The organism is Holdemania filiformis DSM 12042 (assembly GCF_000157995.1).
Taxonomy (GTDB): Bacteria; Bacillota_I; Bacilli_A; order Erysipelotrichales; family Erysipelotrichaceae; genus Holdemania; species Holdemania filiformis.
The window spans coordinates 377650-394136 of record NZ_GG657556.1; the positions used below are offsets into that span (position 1 = coordinate 377650).

The window sequence follows — 16487 nt, forward strand, 5'->3', positions numbered from 1 at the left end:
GCGAGCTGTGAAGAAAGCCAGAGAACGAGCTTTAAAGCAGGGGATAGAGCAAGGTAAAGATCAAGGCGTTCTGTTGAATCTTGTAACAATTGTACTGAAAAAAGCGAAGAAGGGAATGCGGGCCGCTGAAATAGCAGGGATGTTAGAGGAAAAAGTAGCTTGCATTCAAACGATTCTGAAAATTAAAGAAGAACATCCGGATTACACGGAGGAGCAGATTGCAATGAAGATGATCAGTAAGTCTTTCTATCCGGCAACACTGCGAAACAAAGAGAGGCTTAATGAAGAAAACGGAAAATTTCCGTTTGCATGAGGTCAAATCCGTATAAAGGGGCAATCACCGATCTGCAGAACCAGAATTCTGGTCTATCATTTTTCTGATTGCCTGTGTTAAACTTAAAGCAAAAGAACCGGGTTATCTAAAAAGGAGAAAAAATATGATCCAACAACTTATTGATCAACATCTCAGCGCAATAACAGCTCAGATCCGAGCAAAGTACCCGTCTGAAATGGAAAGCTATGCAAAGCGGCTTATAAACTTAGGAATGGATGCGGATCAGGTCGAGGAGGATATGCAGGCCGTTTTAAGAACCTTGGTCATGAGAAACGAGTCGGTTTCCGATGAGGAATTCTTCTATATTTTAAATCTGTTCCCGGATTATGAGCAATTCGGCAAGCAGACTATCGAATTTAAAATTACGCTGGAGGGAACAAAAAGCTGGCGCAAAGTTCGTCTGCCGGCAATTCTCAGTTTAACGGAGCTGGCCTATGCAGCGATTGCAGCTTTTCATGGAATGGGCGGGCATTTGTTTACGCTTAAGTTGAATGACAAACAATATTCCCCCTTTGAATTTGAACTGGGGGATTATGAAAATTCCAGCCAGGTTTTACTTGGCCATCTGGGACTCAAAGAAAAATCGAAGATCGAGATTGACTATGATCTAGGCGCAGGCTGGGGTTTTAACTGTGTAGTCACCAAGCTTGACTGTGAGGATGAGCCTCTGTTAGAGCCGGAGCTGATCAGCGGGAAAGGCTACAATTTGTGGGAAGACAACCGCGAATATCTCGAGTTCTTGATTGAAGATCCGAAAATCAAAGTGCAGGACTGGGAAGGACGTTTCCGTCAGGTAGGAAAGATCGCGAAGGAAGAAGGCATTACCCAGTTTGACGCGGAGGACTGCGATGAATTTCCGTTGGAGATGGAGGTCCTCCGGGAGATTTACAACCCGGCCAATAAAGATTAAACAGGGCGCTTTTGCTGGAAAAATTGAAAAAAGGGTTGACTCTGAAAAAAGAGTGAACTATAATCAGGTACATAAACAAAGGCTTTGAAAAGAATAGTAACTCCGATGGAAACTTGACAGAGAGCCCGGACGCTGAAATAGGGCAGTGAAAATCGTTGTGAAAATGGTCTTGGAGCTGCATACCGAGGGAAACTTAGGCTATGACGGATTCACCCGTTAACGTGATACGGTATAACGTTATTAACGCGTACCGGAAGAGGCAGAACGCGCAAGCGGACTGCGAATTAAGGTGGTAACACGGGAAATCAACTCTCGTCCTTGTTGGGGACGGGAGTTTTTATTTTAAGGAAGGATGAGGAACATGATAGAACTGGTCGGAGTCAATAAAACCTTTACGACGAAGGACCTGAACGTCGAGGCGTGCAAGGATGTTAACCTGAAAATCGAAGACGGGGATATCTTCGGCATCATCGGATTTTCCGGCGCAGGGAAATCGACGCTGGTCCGCTGCATCAACCTGCTGGAGCGGCCGACCTCCGGCAAGGTGCTGATCGACGGTGTCGATATCACCCAGCTGAAGGAAGCAGAGCTGCGCAAGATCCGCAAGAAGATCGGGATGATCTTCCAGCATTTCAATCTGATGCGTTCGCGCACGGTCTATCAGAATATCGCTTATCCGTTAAAAGGAAGCAAGCTGACCAAAGCGCAGATTGACAAAAAGGTCAAAGATCTGTTGGAACTGGTCGGGCTGAGCGAAAAGCTGAACGCTTATCCCTCGGAGCTGTCCGGCGGGCAAAAGCAGCGGGTCGCAATTGCGAGGGCATTGGCCAACGATCCGAAAGTGCTGTTGTGCGACGAGGCGACCAGCGCGCTGGATCCGCAGACGACCTCCAGCATTCTCAAGCTGCTGAAGGAAGTCAATCAAAAGCTGGGCATCACGATCGTCCTGATCACGCACGAAATGGCGGTCATCAAGGAAATCTGTAACCGCGTCGCGGTTATGGAGCTGGGCAAGGTTGTCGAAACCGGCAACATCCTGGATATCTTCTCGCATCCGAAAGCGCAGATGACGATCGATTTCATCAATTCCACCAATCCGATCACCAAGATCTATGAGCTGATCGACAACGGTGCGGAAATCGTGCGTCTGCATAAAGGCCAGCGGTTATTGAAGCTGACGTATGGCGCTGAGGAAACCAAGGAAGCGCTGATCTCGCAGCTGTCCAAGAAATACGATGTTGTGTGCAACATTGTGTTCGGCAACGTCGAGGTGATCCAGCAGGCCGCGCTTGGCAGTCTGATCGTCATGCTGGAGGGCAGCGAAGACGCGATGCGCAAGGCGGAAGCTGAATTAAAGCATTACAACATTGAAGTGGAGGTGCTGAAATGCTGGAACAATTAATTCCCAACGTGATGGTGAAGATCCCCAAGCTGATCCAGAGCATCCTGGAAACCTTCCAGATGATGGGCTGGTCGGGATCGATCTCGTTTGTACTCGGGCTGTTCTTCGGCGTTGTGCTGATCGTTACCCGCAAGGAAGGCATCATGGAATGTCATCCGGTCTATTGGGTTCTTGATAAAATTATCAATATTCTGCGTTCGATTCCGTTTATCATCTTAGTCCCGGCGACCTTGTTTCTCTCGCGGGCGATCATGGGCACGGGCATCGGCGTCAAGGGCGCGATCATCCCGCTGATCATCGGCACGGTGCCGTTCTTCTCCCGCCAGATTGAACTGGCGCTGGCGGAGGTCGACGGCGGTTTGATCGAAGCGGCGCAGGCGATGGGCGATTCGCCGTTACAAATCATCTTCCGGGTCTATCTGAAAGAGTCGATTCCTGCGATTGCCCGGGCAACCACGATCACGTTCATCTCGCTGATCGGGCTGACCGCGATGGCCGGCGTTGTTGGCGCGGGCGGGTTAGGCGATTTCGCGATCCGCTATGGACATCAGCGCAGCGAACCGGACGTCATCTGGGTCACAATCCTGATTATTTTGATTCTCGTAACGATCGCGCAGGCGATCGGCGACGTGATCATAAAGAAAACAACACATTAAGGGGGAACTGAAAATGAAAAAACTACTCTGCTGCATTCTGGCTGCGCTGGTCTTAACTGGCTGCAGCGCCGCACCGAAAGAAAACAACACGACGCCGGAAGGTTCTGAGGCCCGCACCGTCAAGGTCGGCGTCATCGGCGAAAACAACGAATACTGGCAGCCGATCATCGATGAAATGGCGAAGGACAACGTCACGATCGAATTCGTCACCTTCAGCGATTACGCGATGGTCAACAAAGCCTTGGCGGCCGGCGATATCGATATCGACAGCTTCCAGCACTATGCCTACTTTGATAAAGACTGCGAAGCCAACGGCTACGACCTGACGGCGATCGGCGAAACAGTGCTGGCACCATTAAGCCTGTATTCCAAGAAGATTGCCGGCATCGACGAAATCAAAGACGGCGATAAGATTGCGATCGCTTCCGACGTAACCAACGGCGGCCGTGCGATCAAGCTGCTGGAAAGCCTGGGCTTCATCGAAGTTGATCCGGAAAAGGGCTATACGCCGTCCGTTACCGACATCACGAAATACAACGTCAACATTGAAATTATTGAAATTGAAGCGAATACGATCCCAAGCATTCTGCCGGATGTGACCGCAGGCTTCATCAACGGCACAATCGCGATCGACTCCGGTCTGTCTCCAAACAAGGATTCGATCTTCATGGAATCGGTTCAGGAAGGCTCGGATAACCCGTATATCAACATCATCGCCGCCCGTACCGCAGACAAGGACGACGCGGTTTACAAGAAGATCTGCGAGTTATTCCAGACTGACGCCGTTGCTCAGATCATTAACGATCAGTATGACGGCGCGCTGATTCCGGCTTGGAAATAAACGTAATTAACTTCGGCAAATCAGATTCCAATCAAAATTAAATCGAAAAGGCAGTGCGCAGAAGAGTACCGCGGAACCAACTGAAAAAGCGATCGGCAGAGGGTGAAAGGCCGAAGGGAAGTCCGTGGGAAGATGATCTGCAAGCCGCGGCTGTGAGCTGGACATGTCCAGGTGAGCGGCCGACGGGTTCGCCCGTTACCGCGAACACGGTTCTTCCCTGCAGGACAGAGAACGACCGAATGAGGCTGAGTCAGCGATGGCTTGGTAAAGAAAGGTGGTAACACGGAGGCTTCCGTCCTTTTTCGAGGATGGGAGCCTTTTGTTATAAATGAGAAGGAGAAAATGAAAATGAAAACAACGTTAAAACATTTGAGTGTTCTGTTAGCCTGCGCCGGCTTGATCGCCGGCTGCTCCACAAAACCGGCGGCGCAGCCGTCCGCCGCGCCCCAGGATCAAACCAGTACAGAGAAAACTGTGATCACGATCGGGGCCTCAACCTCCCCGCACGCTGAAATTCTGGAATATGCCCAGCCGTATTTAGAAGAAAAGGGCTACACGCTGAAAATCGTGGAATTCTCAGATTATGTTACGCCGAATACCGCGCTGGAACAGGGCGATCTGGATGCGAATTATTTCCAGCATTATCCTTATCTGGAGCAGTTCAACGAGGATCACGGCACACATCTGGTCACAGCCGGGGGCATCCATTTTGAACCGTTAGGCATCTATGCCGGCAAGTCGAAGGCTTTATCGGCGATCGAACAGGGCGGCTGCAGCTTTGCCGTGCCGAACGACGGCACCAATGAAGCGCGGGCTTTGCAGCTGTTGGAAAGTCTGGGTTATATCAAGCTGAAAGACGGCGTGGGCTTAAAGGCGACGCCGGTGGATATCGTCGAGAATCCGTATAACGTCAGCATTGTGGAGATCGACGCTTCGCTGGTGGCCCAGACCAAAGATGACGTGGACTTTGCGATTGTCAACGGCAACTATGCGTTGGATGCCAAGATCACCGATCTGCTTCTGACCTCGGAACAATCGGATTCCGAAGGAGCGAAGACGTATGCGAATATTATCGCTGTCCGCGAAGGCGAAGAAAACAGCGATAAGACAAAGGCCCTGATCGACGTTCTGACCAGTGATGAAGTCCGCAGCTACATCAGCGAGCACTACAACGGACTGGTGGTTCCCGTCGAATAAATCGCTTCGGCTGCCGGTTTTAAACCGGCAGTTTTTTTGATTCTGCGGAAACCGCGGCTTTCAGACAGACGAGGCAGGCTGATGACAAGCTGATCACCGGTCAGCCATTCATCGGCAAGGCGGAATTTTTGGTCCGAAACCGGAAGAAACCAGGAAATTTCTTGAGGGCGGACAGCGGAGTGTGTTAAACTTAGAAAGAAAGACAGGAGGGCCCAGGCGTGGAAGAAAAACAAGTTCTGGCCGAGATTCAGAAGCAGGAACGCCAGCTCTCGACATATTGGCGGAGTCTGCACTGGCATGTGTGCGCGGTACTGGCCGCAGGGACTGCCACCGCGGAGATTTTATTGTTTTTTGTGTTGGACGCCGCGTCGTTAATCAGCTGTTCCGTGCCGGTCTACTTAATTCGGTATATTGCGGTTCCCAGCCTGATCAACGGGGCGTTGGTATGGGGCTGCCGGTGGCTGATCCGGACACGGGATTGGGAAGAAACGAAAAAGGACGGCATTGTGTCGCTGACGATGACGTTGTTGTGTTTTGTGATTACGATCATCCATGGGGCGTTTAGTTCCGTTTATATGATGTTTGTGCTGCCGACCCTGTTAACGACGGTATATGAGCGCAAACAGCTGACCGTCGTGACGGCTCTGACCGGGATGGTGCTGTGCGGCCTGAGCGCGTTTATGCCGTCCTGGGATCCGGATAAGATTGTTACCGCCTATTATTTCAGCGATATTCTGATTTGTCTGATGGTGCAGGCCGGAACGCTGGCCGCTTGTTGGGAATTGCTGGAATTTCAGCATCGCCGCCGACAGATCAGCCGGCGGCGGGATGCTGAGCGGATTTCCCTGCAGCGGGAAGTCAGCTATGACGCCTTGACCGGGGTTGGCAGCCGGATGGCGCTGAACCGGTGTTTTGAGGAATTGGAAACAGCCCAGGACTACGCGTTAGTCTTGCTGGATCTTGACGATTTCAAGCAGATCAACGATCAGCTCGGCCATCTTATCGGCGATGAAGTATTGCGTCAGGTCGGGCAGCTGCTGAACAACGATTCAGAATGCATGCGCGCTTACCGGTTCGGCGGCGACGAATTCTGCGTCGTGCTGAAGCAACCACAAAGCGATGAAGTGGAAATGCGGATGCGGCAGCTGCAGGAACAGTTCAGCCAATGGATGAGGGAGCTATTTCCGAAGTTTCCAATGACGATCAGCCTCGGAATTCATCATCAACAGGGCGGTGAATCCGCCTTGCAGTGCTTCCGGCATGCGGATGAGGCGTTGTATAAAGCGAAAAAACAAGGTAAAAATCAACTTGCTTCCAATTAGCGGAAGCGAGGATTGTTATCCCTAGGATCGGCAAAAGCTTGGCCGCGAACCTCGCCCGGAGAACCGGGGACGGAAGGTGAATATCATCGAGGCGTGGAAATCTGGACGGTGAATGGCAGGAGGAGCTGCTGCTGACACAGCGTCATCCCGATAAACTATATGGATTAGTATGGGAGATGAACGGCGGTCCGGTGCTGGCTGGTGAAATAAACCGGAAAGGCGCTTGCCGCGAACTGCGCGAGGAAGCCGGTTTGCGGTGCGCAAGGTTATGCGAAAAACGCTTTTACCAATGATCACTTAGGGCGAAGGGATACCCCAAGTCAGGCTGCAATTTCAGCGGATTGCGGAAAAATTATGAACCTGGAAACATCGAATTTAATGAATGAAACAAAATGTAAGAAAATGAAAGAAATTAAAGGCGCGCCTGATTTATGACGCTTTCTTCTTACACGGATGATTGACTTTTTTTACAGGATTGTGTATCATTACTTCATTGATAAACATCAGCTTATCAATCAGTGATTTAGAATCGCCAACAACTCTTGGTGGGGCTCACTGCATTCCTGTTTGAAGGAAAGAAATTGGAATCAGAGGTTGGGGGACCGCTGATTTTTTTCTGCGATGATCCGTTGCCATGGTGAAAAGGAGAAAGAAGAATGCGAACAATTTTACGAAATGCGAAAATCTGGCTGGGCGGCGATCAATTTGCCAGCGCCGTGCTCTTTGATTCATCACAAATACTGACGGTCGGCACCGACGCTGATGTGGAAGCGCAGCGTCAAAACGATGATCAGATCATCGACGGGCAGGGCCGGCTGGTTTTGCCGGGATTGTGCGACACGCATCTGCATTGTTACAATAAGGGCTGCACGCTGCAGAACATTGATCTGCAGGATGTTTCCTCAATCGAGGAGATCGTCAGCCGCAGCCGGGATTATATTCAGGCGCATCCGGATTCCAGCGTGATTCATGGCCGGGGCTGGAATCATGATTATTTTGCGGAAGGCCGGATCTTAAACCGCGCGGATCTGGATCGCATCAGTACGCGCGTGCCGGTGGTTCTGACCCGGGCCTGCGGGCATATTGCCTGCGTAAACACATGCGCTTTGCAGCAGCTGGGATTCACCGGGGCGATCGTCCAGCCCGAGGACGGACAGATCGACGTTGACGAACAAGGCTGTCCGACCGGAATCTTCCGCGAAAACGCGATGCTGCTGTTAAAGCCGCTGGATCCGCCGCTTACGGTCACTCAGATCAAGGGACGGCTGGCTCTGGCGCTGGATGCGGCGGCCCGGGCAGGGCTGACGACTGTGCATTCCAACGATATAACCAGTGAAAATCTGGATCTGATGCTTGAAGCCTACCGTCAGCTGCGCGCGGAAGACAGGATGCCGGTAAGAGTCGTTCTGCAGTGTACGCTGACCGATCCTGAATCGTTAATGCGCTACCTTGAAATCAAGGAACAAACGCCATCGGACGAGGTGCTGGTGTTCGGCCCGCTGAAATTGTTGACCGACGGTTCGTTGGGGGCGCGGACAGCCTGGATGCGTCAGCCGTATGCCGACGATTCTTCGACACGGGGGATCGCGACGATGACCCGCGCGCAGCTGGACGAGCTGGTGTCACTGGCGCATGCCCATGGACTGCAATGCGTCTGCCACGCCATTGGCGACGCGGCGATTGAAATGGTGCTCGACACCTTTGAAAACGTGAACCGGACGAGTCCGGATAATCCGCTGCGGCATGGGATCGTGCATTGCCAGATCACCGATTCCGCGCTGATCGACCGGTTTGCCTCCACGCACACCGCGGCGCTGGTGCAGCCGATCTTCCTGCACTATGATCAACATATCGTCGCACAGCGGGTGGGAACTGAACTGGCGCAGACCTCCTATGCCTTCCGTTCATTAGCTGAGCGCGGCGTGGCGGTTTCGTTCGGCACGGATTGTCCGGTAGAGGATCTCAATCCATTTGCGAATCTGTACTGTGCGGTTACGCGCAAGGATCTGCATCATCCTGAAGCGAGCGGCTACCGTCCGGAAGAAGCGTTCAGTCTTGAAGCAGCGCTGCGCTGCATGACGGAAACCGCAGCCTGGCAAAGTTTTGAGGAAGGCCGCAAGGGCGTGATTCGGGTCGGGGCTTTGCCGGACTTTACGATCTGCGATCAGGACGTGTTTGCGCTGGCGCCGCAGAAGCTGAAGGATGTCCGCAGCTGGATGACGATCTGTCAGGGAAAAATACAGTGGCAGGCGGAATAATTCCAATTACTTAAGATAAAGAATTCGCGAGTTCACATCGGTTGTGCAAGCTGAAAAAGCAGTGTCAAGCCGGCGTTTAAATGACGATCAAGATCACAAGAAAAAGACTCAGTTTCCAGCAACAGGGAGACTGAGTTTTTTCTCTATGAATTATTGAGCACCGCGCGGCCCAGCGCTTTCGCTACATCCTCGCAGCGGTCGCAGCATTTCTCCAGCCGCTCATAAATTTCCATCCACACCATGATCGCCAGCGGATCCTGCGGCGTGGCGAACAATTCGTGCATCGTTTCGGCATACAGCCGATCGCCGTCTTCCTCCAGTTCGTTAACCCGTCGGATCAAGCCTTCCAGCGCCGTGGATTTCTTGAAATGCCGGAATTCCTCAAGCGCCTGCTGCAGGGTGCGGATGCATTCGATAATTAAGGCACAGAATGGCAGCGCCGGCGGATCGATCTGCGGGATATTATACATGTACAGACGGATTACGACATCCTCGATCGCGTCGGTCAGATCGTCGATTACGTCGGACAGCTCCATGATGTCCTCACGCTCGATCGGCGGCAGAAATTCACGGATCAGCTGATCGGTCAGCTGATGCTTCAGCGTATCCGCGCTGTGCTCTACGGCATGAATCTGCGCCATCCGCTCCTTAAGCGCGGCCGGGTCATACGTTTCCAGCGTTTCCTTCAATAACTCCCCGGCGGATAACGAATGCCGGCCCATTTCCAGAAATGCGTTGAAATAATCAAATTGTTTGCCCATAAATGACTCCTTTCATTAAAAGAGAATAAAGAACAGCTTGGCCATCAGAAAGCCGATCAACCCGCATCCCGGAAAGGTCAGAATCCAGGTCATCACCATTTCCCGGACGACGCCCCAGTTGACGTTGGACAGCCGCCGCGCCGCTCCGACACCCATGATCGCCGTCGTCTTGGTGTGGGTTGTGCTGACCGGAACCCCGGTTAACGAGGAAAACAACAGGCACAGCGCCGCCGCGGTATCCGCCGCGAAGCCCTGATATTTTTCCAGCCGGACCATGTCCATGCCGACGGATTTGATGATCCGGTAGCCGCCGATGCTGGTGCCTAAGCCCATGATGGCGGAACAAAGAATCATCAGCCACAGCGGGATCACGAAGATTTCGACATGTGCCTGACCCTGCGCGAGAAAGACGCCCAGCAGGAAAACACCCATGAATTTCTGACCATCCTGCGCTCCGTGCATGAAGGCCATCGCCGCCCCGCCGCCGATCTGCGCATAACGGAAAAACGAATTCGTGCGCCGCCGGTCCATTCTGCGGCACAGGGTTTCGACCAGCTTCACGCACAGCCAGCCAAGCGCGAAGCCCAGGATTGTCGAGAGGACCAGCCCATAGAGAACCTTGATCCATTCCGCGCCGTTAATCCCGTCCAAACCACCGTGCAGGGCGATCGCCGCCCCCGACAGCCCGGCGATCAGCGCGTGGCTTTCGCTGGTTGGAATACCGTATTTCCACGCCAGCACCGCCCAGCTGACAATCGCGAACAACGCGGCGCACAGCGCGATGAGCGCCTGCTGGGGATCGGAGCCGAAATCTGCGATGTTGTAAATCGTTTCGGCGACCGTAGCGTTGACCATCGTCATGAACAGCACACCCAGAAAATTAAAGAACGCGGCCATCAGCACCGCGCTGCGGGCCGACATCGAACGAGTTGATACACAGGTCGCGATGGCGTTGGGCGCGTCCGTCCAGCCGTTGACCAGAATTACGCCGATTGTTAAGATCACGGTGATCAACAACGGCACACTGCGGGTCAGCTGCTGAAGAAAATCAATCAACGAAATGCTCATCCTTCGCTCCTCCTCTCTTATTTGTTTTCATTGTAGCATTTCCGCAGCCTCCGGAACAGAAAAACTTCAGGGTCAAACCAAACAGATCACGGGCCATGTCAAAAAGGCGGGCGGGATTCGATGCGGGAATAGTTAGATCAGATTCCATGTTCGATTTTCGGCATGATTCACAGAAAAGAAACAGTGCCGGCCGGCGATCCATGGTATAATAAGGTCGAAGAATGTCAGGGGGAGAAGTATGCCGGCAACTTATACACATGCCGTTTACGGCCGTCAGGTTCTGGATCAGCTGGAGCCCGCGCTGCGTGAGCGGATCAATCCGCATTTAGCTTGTTACAACATCGGTCTGCATGGACCCGATCTGCTTTTCTTTTATAAACCGCTGAGTCAGGCGCCGATCAAAAAGCGCGGCTATGCGATGCACCATGAACCCGGCCGTCCGTTCTTTGAAAACGCCCGTACTTTAATCCGTCAGAGCCCGGACCCCGAGGCAGCGCTGGCGTATATTCTCGGTTTTATCAACCATTTTGTGCTGGACAGCCTGAACCATCCGGCGATCTTCGCGTTTCAGGAAGAATCCGGTCTGAGTCACAGCGAGATCGAGTCGGAATGGGACCGGGCGCTGATGGTTGCGCAGGGTAAGGATCCGATCCGCACGCGCTCGACGGAGCATCTGACGATTTCGCCGGTATGCTGCCAGGTGATCGCGCCGTTTTTTGACGTCCGTCCGCGGGATATCGAACAATCGCTCAAGACGATGACCGGCTTGCTGGATCTGTTTGTCGCTCCCGGCGCGGCAAAGCGCAGTCTCATCCTCGGGGTGATGGGGCTGGTCGGGGTCCGTAAGAGCGAAGGCGGCCTGATCATCAACCGCGAGCCGAATCCGCGCTGCACTGATTTTATCCAGCAGCGAATGGCGGGAATGGATGAAGCCGCAGAATTGTCCGTGCGCTTGATCCACGAATACATCGCGACGCTGAACACGTCTGAGCCGCTGGATCCGTGGTATGACGAAGACTACGAGTAGAGGATGAACAATGGGGGACAACATGGAAAATAAGAAACTCACAGCCTTGGAGAAACAATGGATTTTATACGACGTCGGCAACTCCGCGTTTATTTTGTTAGTCGCGACGATTATGCCGATCTACTTCAATTCGCTCTGTCAGAGCGCGGGGATTGCGGAAGTCGATTATCTGGCGTACTGGGGTTATGCCGCTTCGGTTTCCACGCTGATCGTGGCGCTGAGCGGACCGGTGCTGGGCACGCTGGCCGATTATCAGGGACTGAAGAAAAAAATATTTGCGCTGTGCGTGATGGTCGGCGTGTGCGCGCTGGCGGCCTTGTGGATCCCGACTTCGTGGAGAGTGTTTCTGATTCTCTATATCGTGGCGAAGGTTGGCTATTCCGCCAGCCTGATTTTCTACGATTCAATGCTATCAGACGTCACGACGCCGGAGCGGATGGACCGGGTTTCCTCGCATGGTTACGCCTGGGGTTACATCGGCAGCTGTGTTCCGTTTGTGATCAGTCTGGTCTTCGTTCTGTTTTACGAGCAGTTTTCGATGACGATCATGACGGCGATGATTCTGGCGTTTGTGATCAATGCGCTGTGGTGGCTGGCCTGCACGCTGCCGTTATTGAAAAACTACAAGCAGAACTACTATGTTGAAGATACGCAGAAGGATAAGCTCCGCGGCAGCTTCCGGCGGTTGGCCGATTCGTTCCGCAAGATCCGCAAACACCGGAAAATCTTCTTGTTTCTGATCGCGTTCTTCTTTTACATCGACGGTGTCTATACGATCATCGACATGGCGACGGCGTATGGCAGCGCCTTGGGCTTGGATACCCAGGGGTTGTTGGTAGCGTTATTGGTGACGCAGATCGTCGCGTTTCCCAGCGCACTGGTCTTCGCAGCGCTGGCCCGCAAAATCAACAACGCCAAGCTGATTCAGATCTGTATTCTGGCGTATACCGGAATCGCGGTCTTCGCGATCCAGCTGGACAAGCAATGGGAGTTCTGGGTGCTGGCGGTATGCGTCGGTTTGTTCCAGGGCGGCATTCAAGCGTTGTCCCGATCCTATTTTGCGCAGATCATTCCGCCGGAAAATGCCGGAGAATTCTTCGGCCTGTTCGATATCTGCGGCAAAGGTGCGGCCTTTCTGGGCACAGCCTTAGTCAGTCTGACGGCGCAGCTTTCCGGCAGTGCCAACGGCGCGATTGCGATTCTGGCAGTGATGTTTATTATCGGTCTGTTTTTGTTCAACCGCGCGCTGCGTGTGGAATAAACTGAAAACGATGGGGCAACCCATCGTTTTATCCTGTGCGGGATTGGATCAAGGTTTTCTGATTGGATCCGGGAGTAAGTTTATGAAAGCAAAGCTTTAAAAATGGAACAGCTGATGTAAAAAGCCATACGAGTTTCCCAGAAGGTAACAGATGATGAAGATAACCAGACAACTGGGAATCAGCACCAGCATCAGATTTTTAAAATTTAAGGGCCGTTGCTTCGCCATCGATCATCCCTCCTGTTCCTGTCTTTATTGTACCCCAATTCCGGTGTTTCATCCTTTAAGACTTCGTAAAGAAAAATAAAGGATTTATGAAGAAAGTAGGAAAGCTTTCCGTTCCGGATGTTCAAAAGGTGAATTAAAGAGGAATAATTTCCTTCATAAAGGGATTAAAAAGTGCGTGGAATAAGGCTTTTTCATCATTTTGAGCGGTCCGCTCCTTGCGTCAGGAAACAGTTCATGCTATAATTCAAAAAATCAGCGGGGAGAATTCCATCTTTATGAATTAGGGATGAAACGCTGAAACAGGCTGAATGGAACGTGGAAAGCACGGTGACTAAGCGAGCCTGATCGGATCTGGTTAGCGGATCCTAAGCGGCAGCTCCGCTGTGTCATTATGAGCGAAGGAAATCCTCATAATGTTGATGGATAGGAAAGGATGTGTTTTCGTTGGACGATTCGCCCCACCCCACGGTTAAGTTAGGGCACTTGCCCTCTCCGGTCTGGATGAAGTTGTCAAGAATCAGAATGTTCATCCGGTATCATGTTATCCGATTCTGAGAGGAAGATCAGAAAATAAATCAGAAGGATAAAAAAGGAGAGAGGTAAAATGAGTAATACGATGACGCTGATTGGAATTTTAGTCATTCTGGTCTTTTGTTCGAGTTTTTTCTCGGCGACAGAAACGGCATATTCCAGTATCAATAAAATAAAATTAAAAATATGGCTTCGGCCGGCAGCCGCAAGGCGCAGAAAGCGCTGGAGCTGGCGGACGGCTACGACCGGCTGTTATCTACGATCCTGGTCGGCAACAACGTGGTCAATATTCTGGCTTCGTCGTTGGCGACGGTTTTGTTCGTGCAGAATTTGGGCTTCGGCGATGCCGGAGTCAGTCTGTCGACGGCGGTCATGACGATCGTGATCTTAATCTTCGGCGAAATTTCACCGAAAAGCATCGCGAAGGAAACGCCGGAGAAGTTTGCGATGGCGGTTGCGGGCGTGATTGGTTTTATCCAGACGCTCTTAACTCCGATCAACTTCCTGTTCAGTTTGTGGAAGAAGCTGCTTTCAATGATGTTTAAAGTTGAAAACGACGATTCCATGACCCAGGAAGAACTGTTAACCATCGTTGAGGAAGCCCAGAACGAAGGCGATCTGGAAGCGCATGAAAGCGATTTGATCTGCGCTGCGATCGAGTTCAACGATCTGGATGTCAAGGATATCTTAACGCCGCGGGTTGATGTGATCGCTGTGGACGTCACAGATTCCCTCGACGAAATTGAGCTGATGTTCCGCAACAACAATTTCTCGCGTTTGCCGGTGTATGAAAACTCGATCGACAACATTGTCGGAGTCATTCATGAAAAGGATTTCTATAACTTATACTACAACCACATGGGTACGTTCAAGTCGATCACGCAGACGCTGCTATATACCAGCCCGCACGTCAAGATTTCATCGCTGCTGAAACAGCTGCAGAGCTCCAAGACCCACATGGCGGTTGTGCTGGACGAGTACGGCGGAACGGCCGGCATCATTACGCTCGAGGATATTCTTGAAGAATTAGTCGGTGAAATCTATGACGAGCACGATCAGGTCAAGGAGTATTACAAGGAATTGGATCCGAATACTTATCTGATCGAGTGCGACATGGATCTGGACGATATGTTTGAATTCTTCGGCCTGGAAGATGAAGAAGATTACGATTTCATCACGGTCAGCGGCTGGGTTATCCATGAGCTGGAACGGATTCCGAAGGTCGGCGAATCATTCACATACAAGAATCTGGTCGTCACGGTAACGCAGACCGACGCCCGCAAGGTGATCGAGGTGAAGGTCAGCGTCATCCCGCAGGATCAGAGCGAGGAAGACGACGATCACAAGTCAAAGAAACAAAGCGGCATGAAGATGCTTTCGTTTTAAAAATAGAATCTGAAGGAAACGACAGAAGCCGGTGAAATATCGGCTTTTTCATTATCTTTAGGAAAGTGTCGTGAAAAGAAATAGATAAATTAAAGACGCTATTGAACTATATGTTGATAAAGAGCTGCAAAGCAATGCGTATGCCTCTTTTAATAGCATGCTGAAAAGAAGAATGATTTAGCGAATAAATATTTTCAGAACATCCCCAGAAAGCATTGGAGAATCTCAACGAATACAATATGAGAAACAAATTGGAAATGAATAGCGTTTGGAAGAGGAAAATAAAAAGTTTAAACAAGCTCAAATGCGTTGAATTTAAGCGGAACTAATTGACTTTCATGCTTGTTTAAAATGTGATTACAAGTATATAAGTAAATATAAGGGGAGTGATGCAGATGGGAGTAACAAAAGATATTATGAAAATGCAAAAAGAGAATAATTGTATATTGACTACAGCTATGGTTGTTGCTGCTGGGATATCTCGTGGAAATTTAAAATATCTTGTTGAAAAAGGATTGTTAGAAAAGTCAGCTCATGGCGTATATATTTTGCCGGGATTCTGGGACAATGAAATTTTTAATTTGCAGAGCAGGTTAAAGAAGGTATATTTTCTCATGAAACTACTTTGTTCCTAGGGGACTTAACAGACAGGGCGCCTAATGTTTATGCCATGATATTTCCATCAACTTACAATTTAACAAACCAAAACAAAAGAAAATCAATTGCTGCCAATGCAAAGCCGAAGGGTATGAACTTGGTGTAGAGGAAGTGAAAACGTCTGGCGGAAATACGGTTAGAGTAGATAATCAGGAAAGAACACTCTGTGATATTTTGCGTTCAAATAGTTCTGTTAATATATAGATTATTTCTGAAAGCTTCAAACGATATGCAACCAGAAAAAACAAAAACGTACCGCTATTAGCTAAGTATGCGAAGACGCTTAAGGTAGAGAAAAAAGTGAGCCCATATTTGAAGGTATTGTTATAAAAAATGCGATGCAGCTAAAAGCTGTCATAAAGAATATGGTAAAAAATATATATCAGCTCAATTGGTTTTACAAAATTTTATGCTTGAGAGACTGCTCGAAAGAATATCTGTGTTAAAATACTAGAGTCATTTTATATTAAAAAGGGAATTTTTGATTGCGGCAATAGTAGGTCTTGATACAAGGGCAACAATGAACATGGATGCAACCATCAAGGGATTTCCTGTAAATGAAGATACAGTCAGAGATATGTTACGAAATATGCCAGATACACCTAAATGATGATGTGGCTTTTTCTTTCAAAAATATCGAAGAAATTC

Annotated in this window: 16 protein-coding genes and 1 other annotated feature; of the genes, 13 read left to right on the plus strand and 3 right to left on the minus strand. The window is 50.5% G+C overall.

Annotation, left to right across the window (positions count from 1 at the left end):
- The 9 genes from HOLDEFILI_RS07625 to HOLDEFILI_RS07665 form a co-directional block, all read left to right on the plus strand.
- Positions 1-313, plus strand: a 313-nt coding sequence (locus tag HOLDEFILI_RS07625) for a hypothetical protein (protein WP_006058984.1), incomplete at its 5' end; no start/stop codon positions are given.
- 124 nt (positions 314-437) lie between these two features.
- A complete protein-coding gene (locus HOLDEFILI_RS07630) occupies positions 438-1244 on the plus strand; it encodes an IS1096 element passenger TnpR family protein (protein ID WP_006058985.1) in 807 nt (268 codons plus the stop codon).
- 75 nt (positions 1245-1319) lie between these two features.
- Positions 1320-1567, plus strand: a binding site (T-box leader).
- A gap of 38 nt (positions 1568-1605) precedes the next feature.
- On the plus strand, positions 1606-2646 hold the full coding sequence (locus HOLDEFILI_RS07635; protein WP_039864305.1) for a methionine ABC transporter ATP-binding protein: 1041 nt from the start codon (positions 1606-1608) through the stop codon (positions 2644-2646).
- A complete protein-coding gene (locus HOLDEFILI_RS07640; protein ID WP_006058987.1) occupies positions 2631-3302 on the plus strand; it encodes a methionine ABC transporter permease in 672 nt (223 codons plus the stop codon). The genes HOLDEFILI_RS07635 and HOLDEFILI_RS07640 overlap by 16 nt, the downstream gene beginning before the upstream one ends.
- Before the next feature lie 13 nt (positions 3303-3315).
- Positions 3316-4143, plus strand: a complete 828-nt coding sequence (locus tag HOLDEFILI_RS07645; protein WP_006058988.1) for a MetQ/NlpA family ABC transporter substrate-binding protein — start codon at positions 3316-3318, stop codon at positions 4141-4143.
- A gap of 348 nt (positions 4144-4491) precedes the next feature.
- Positions 4492-5340, plus strand: coding sequence for a MetQ/NlpA family ABC transporter substrate-binding protein (locus tag HOLDEFILI_RS07650; RefSeq protein WP_083787582.1), 849 nt, complete (start codon positions 4492-4494; stop codon positions 5338-5340).
- 218 nt (positions 5341-5558) lie between these two features.
- The gene (locus HOLDEFILI_RS18350; RefSeq protein ID WP_006058990.1) at positions 5559-6662 is read left to right on the plus strand and encodes a GGDEF domain-containing protein; all 1104 of its coding nucleotides are present in this window, start codon (positions 5559-5561) and stop codon (positions 6660-6662) included.
- A gap of 131 nt (positions 6663-6793) precedes the next feature.
- Entirely contained in the window at positions 6794-6955 is a 162-nt protein-coding gene (locus tag HOLDEFILI_RS20515; RefSeq protein ID WP_417076141.1) for an NUDIX domain-containing protein, read from the plus strand.
- A 363-nt stretch (positions 6956-7318) separates the two neighbouring features.
- Positions 7319-8920, plus strand: coding sequence for an amidohydrolase (locus HOLDEFILI_RS07665; protein WP_006058992.1), 1602 nt, complete (start codon positions 7319-7321; stop codon positions 8918-8920).
- Between the two features lie 143 nt (positions 8921-9063).
- On the opposite strand, the gene HOLDEFILI_RS07670 is transcribed toward HOLDEFILI_RS07665, so the two are convergent.
- Both HOLDEFILI_RS07670 and HOLDEFILI_RS07675 read right to left on the minus strand, forming a co-directional pair.
- On the minus strand, positions 9064-9681 hold the full coding sequence (locus tag HOLDEFILI_RS07670; RefSeq protein ID WP_006058993.1) for a DUF47 domain-containing protein: 618 nt from the start codon (positions 9679-9681) through the stop codon (positions 9064-9066).
- Between the two features lie 15 nt (positions 9682-9696).
- A complete protein-coding gene (locus HOLDEFILI_RS07675) occupies positions 9697-10749 on the minus strand; it encodes an inorganic phosphate transporter (RefSeq protein ID WP_006058994.1) in 1053 nt (350 codons plus the stop codon).
- Between the two features lie 238 nt (positions 10750-10987).
- Between HOLDEFILI_RS07675 and HOLDEFILI_RS07680 the strand changes: the two genes are divergently transcribed.
- Together HOLDEFILI_RS07680 and HOLDEFILI_RS07685 are read left to right on the plus strand one after the other, a co-directional pair.
- On the plus strand, positions 10988-11776 hold the full coding sequence (locus HOLDEFILI_RS07680) for a zinc dependent phospholipase C family protein (protein ID WP_006058995.1): 789 nt from the start codon (positions 10988-10990) through the stop codon (positions 11774-11776).
- A gap of 22 nt (positions 11777-11798) precedes the next feature.
- Positions 11799-13037, plus strand: a complete 1239-nt coding sequence (locus HOLDEFILI_RS07685; protein ID WP_039864523.1) for an MFS transporter — start codon at positions 11799-11801, stop codon at positions 13035-13037.
- 96 nt (positions 13038-13133) lie between these two features.
- Here the strand turns inward: HOLDEFILI_RS07685 and HOLDEFILI_RS20360 are convergent, their stop codons facing one another.
- Complete coding sequence (locus tag HOLDEFILI_RS20360; protein ID WP_006058997.1) at positions 13134-13265, minus strand: hypothetical protein; 132 nt, start codon at positions 13263-13265, stop codon at positions 13134-13136.
- 717 nt (positions 13266-13982) lie between these two features.
- Between HOLDEFILI_RS20360 and HOLDEFILI_RS07690 the strand changes: the two genes are divergently transcribed.
- Both HOLDEFILI_RS07690 and HOLDEFILI_RS20055 read left to right on the plus strand, forming a co-directional pair.
- Positions 13983-15182, plus strand: coding sequence for an HlyC/CorC family transporter (locus tag HOLDEFILI_RS07690; protein WP_006059000.1), 1200 nt, complete (start codon positions 13983-13985; stop codon positions 15180-15182).
- A gap of 395 nt (positions 15183-15577) precedes the next feature.
- Positions 15578-15817, plus strand: a complete 240-nt coding sequence (locus HOLDEFILI_RS20055) for a type IV toxin-antitoxin system AbiEi family antitoxin domain-containing protein (RefSeq protein WP_208854955.1) — start codon at positions 15578-15580, stop codon at positions 15815-15817.
- Positions 15818-16487 lie beyond the last annotated feature (670 nt).

Excerpts from the sequence above, each read along its gene's own strand:
- HOLDEFILI_RS07630 (WP_006058985.1), top strand. The coding sequence starts at position 438 with ATGATCCAACAACTTATTGATCAACATCTCAGCGCAATAACAGCTCAG.
- HOLDEFILI_RS07635 (WP_039864305.1), top strand. The coding sequence starts at position 1,606 with ATGATAGAACTGGTCGGAGTCAATAAAACCTTTACGACGAAGGACCTG.
- HOLDEFILI_RS07640 (WP_006058987.1), top strand. The coding sequence starts at position 2,631 with ATGCTGGAACAATTAATTCCCAACGTGATGGTGAAGATCCCCAAGCTG.
- HOLDEFILI_RS07645 (WP_006058988.1), top strand. The coding sequence starts at position 3,316 with ATGAAAAAACTACTCTGCTGCATTCTGGCTGCGCTGGTCTTAACTGGC.
- HOLDEFILI_RS07650 (WP_083787582.1), top strand. The coding sequence starts at position 4,492 with ATGAAAACAACGTTAAAACATTTGAGTGTTCTGTTAGCCTGCGCCGGC.
- HOLDEFILI_RS07665 (WP_006058992.1), top strand. The coding sequence starts at position 7,319 with ATGCGAACAATTTTACGAAATGCGAAAATCTGGCTGGGCGGCGATCAA.
- HOLDEFILI_RS07670 (WP_006058993.1), bottom strand. The coding sequence starts at position 9,681 with ATGGGCAAACAATTTGATTATTTCAACGCATTTCTGGAAATGGGCCGG.
- HOLDEFILI_RS07675 (WP_006058994.1), bottom strand. The coding sequence starts at position 10,749 with ATGAGCATTTCGTTGATTGATTTTCTTCAGCAGCTGACCCGCAGTGTG.
- HOLDEFILI_RS07680 (WP_006058995.1), top strand. The coding sequence starts at position 10,988 with ATGCCGGCAACTTATACACATGCCGTTTACGGCCGTCAGGTTCTGGAT.
- HOLDEFILI_RS07685 (WP_039864523.1), top strand. The coding sequence starts at position 11,799 with ATGGAAAATAAGAAACTCACAGCCTTGGAGAAACAATGGATTTTATAC.
- HOLDEFILI_RS20360 (WP_006058997.1), bottom strand. The coding sequence starts at position 13,265 with ATGGCGAAGCAACGGCCCTTAAATTTTAAAAATCTGATGCTGGTGCTG.
- HOLDEFILI_RS07690 (WP_006059000.1), top strand. The coding sequence starts at position 13,983 with ATGGCTTCGGCCGGCAGCCGCAAGGCGCAGAAAGCGCTGGAGCTGGCG.
- HOLDEFILI_RS20055 (WP_208854955.1), top strand. The coding sequence starts at position 15,578 with ATGGGAGTAACAAAAGATATTATGAAAATGCAAAAAGAGAATAATTGT.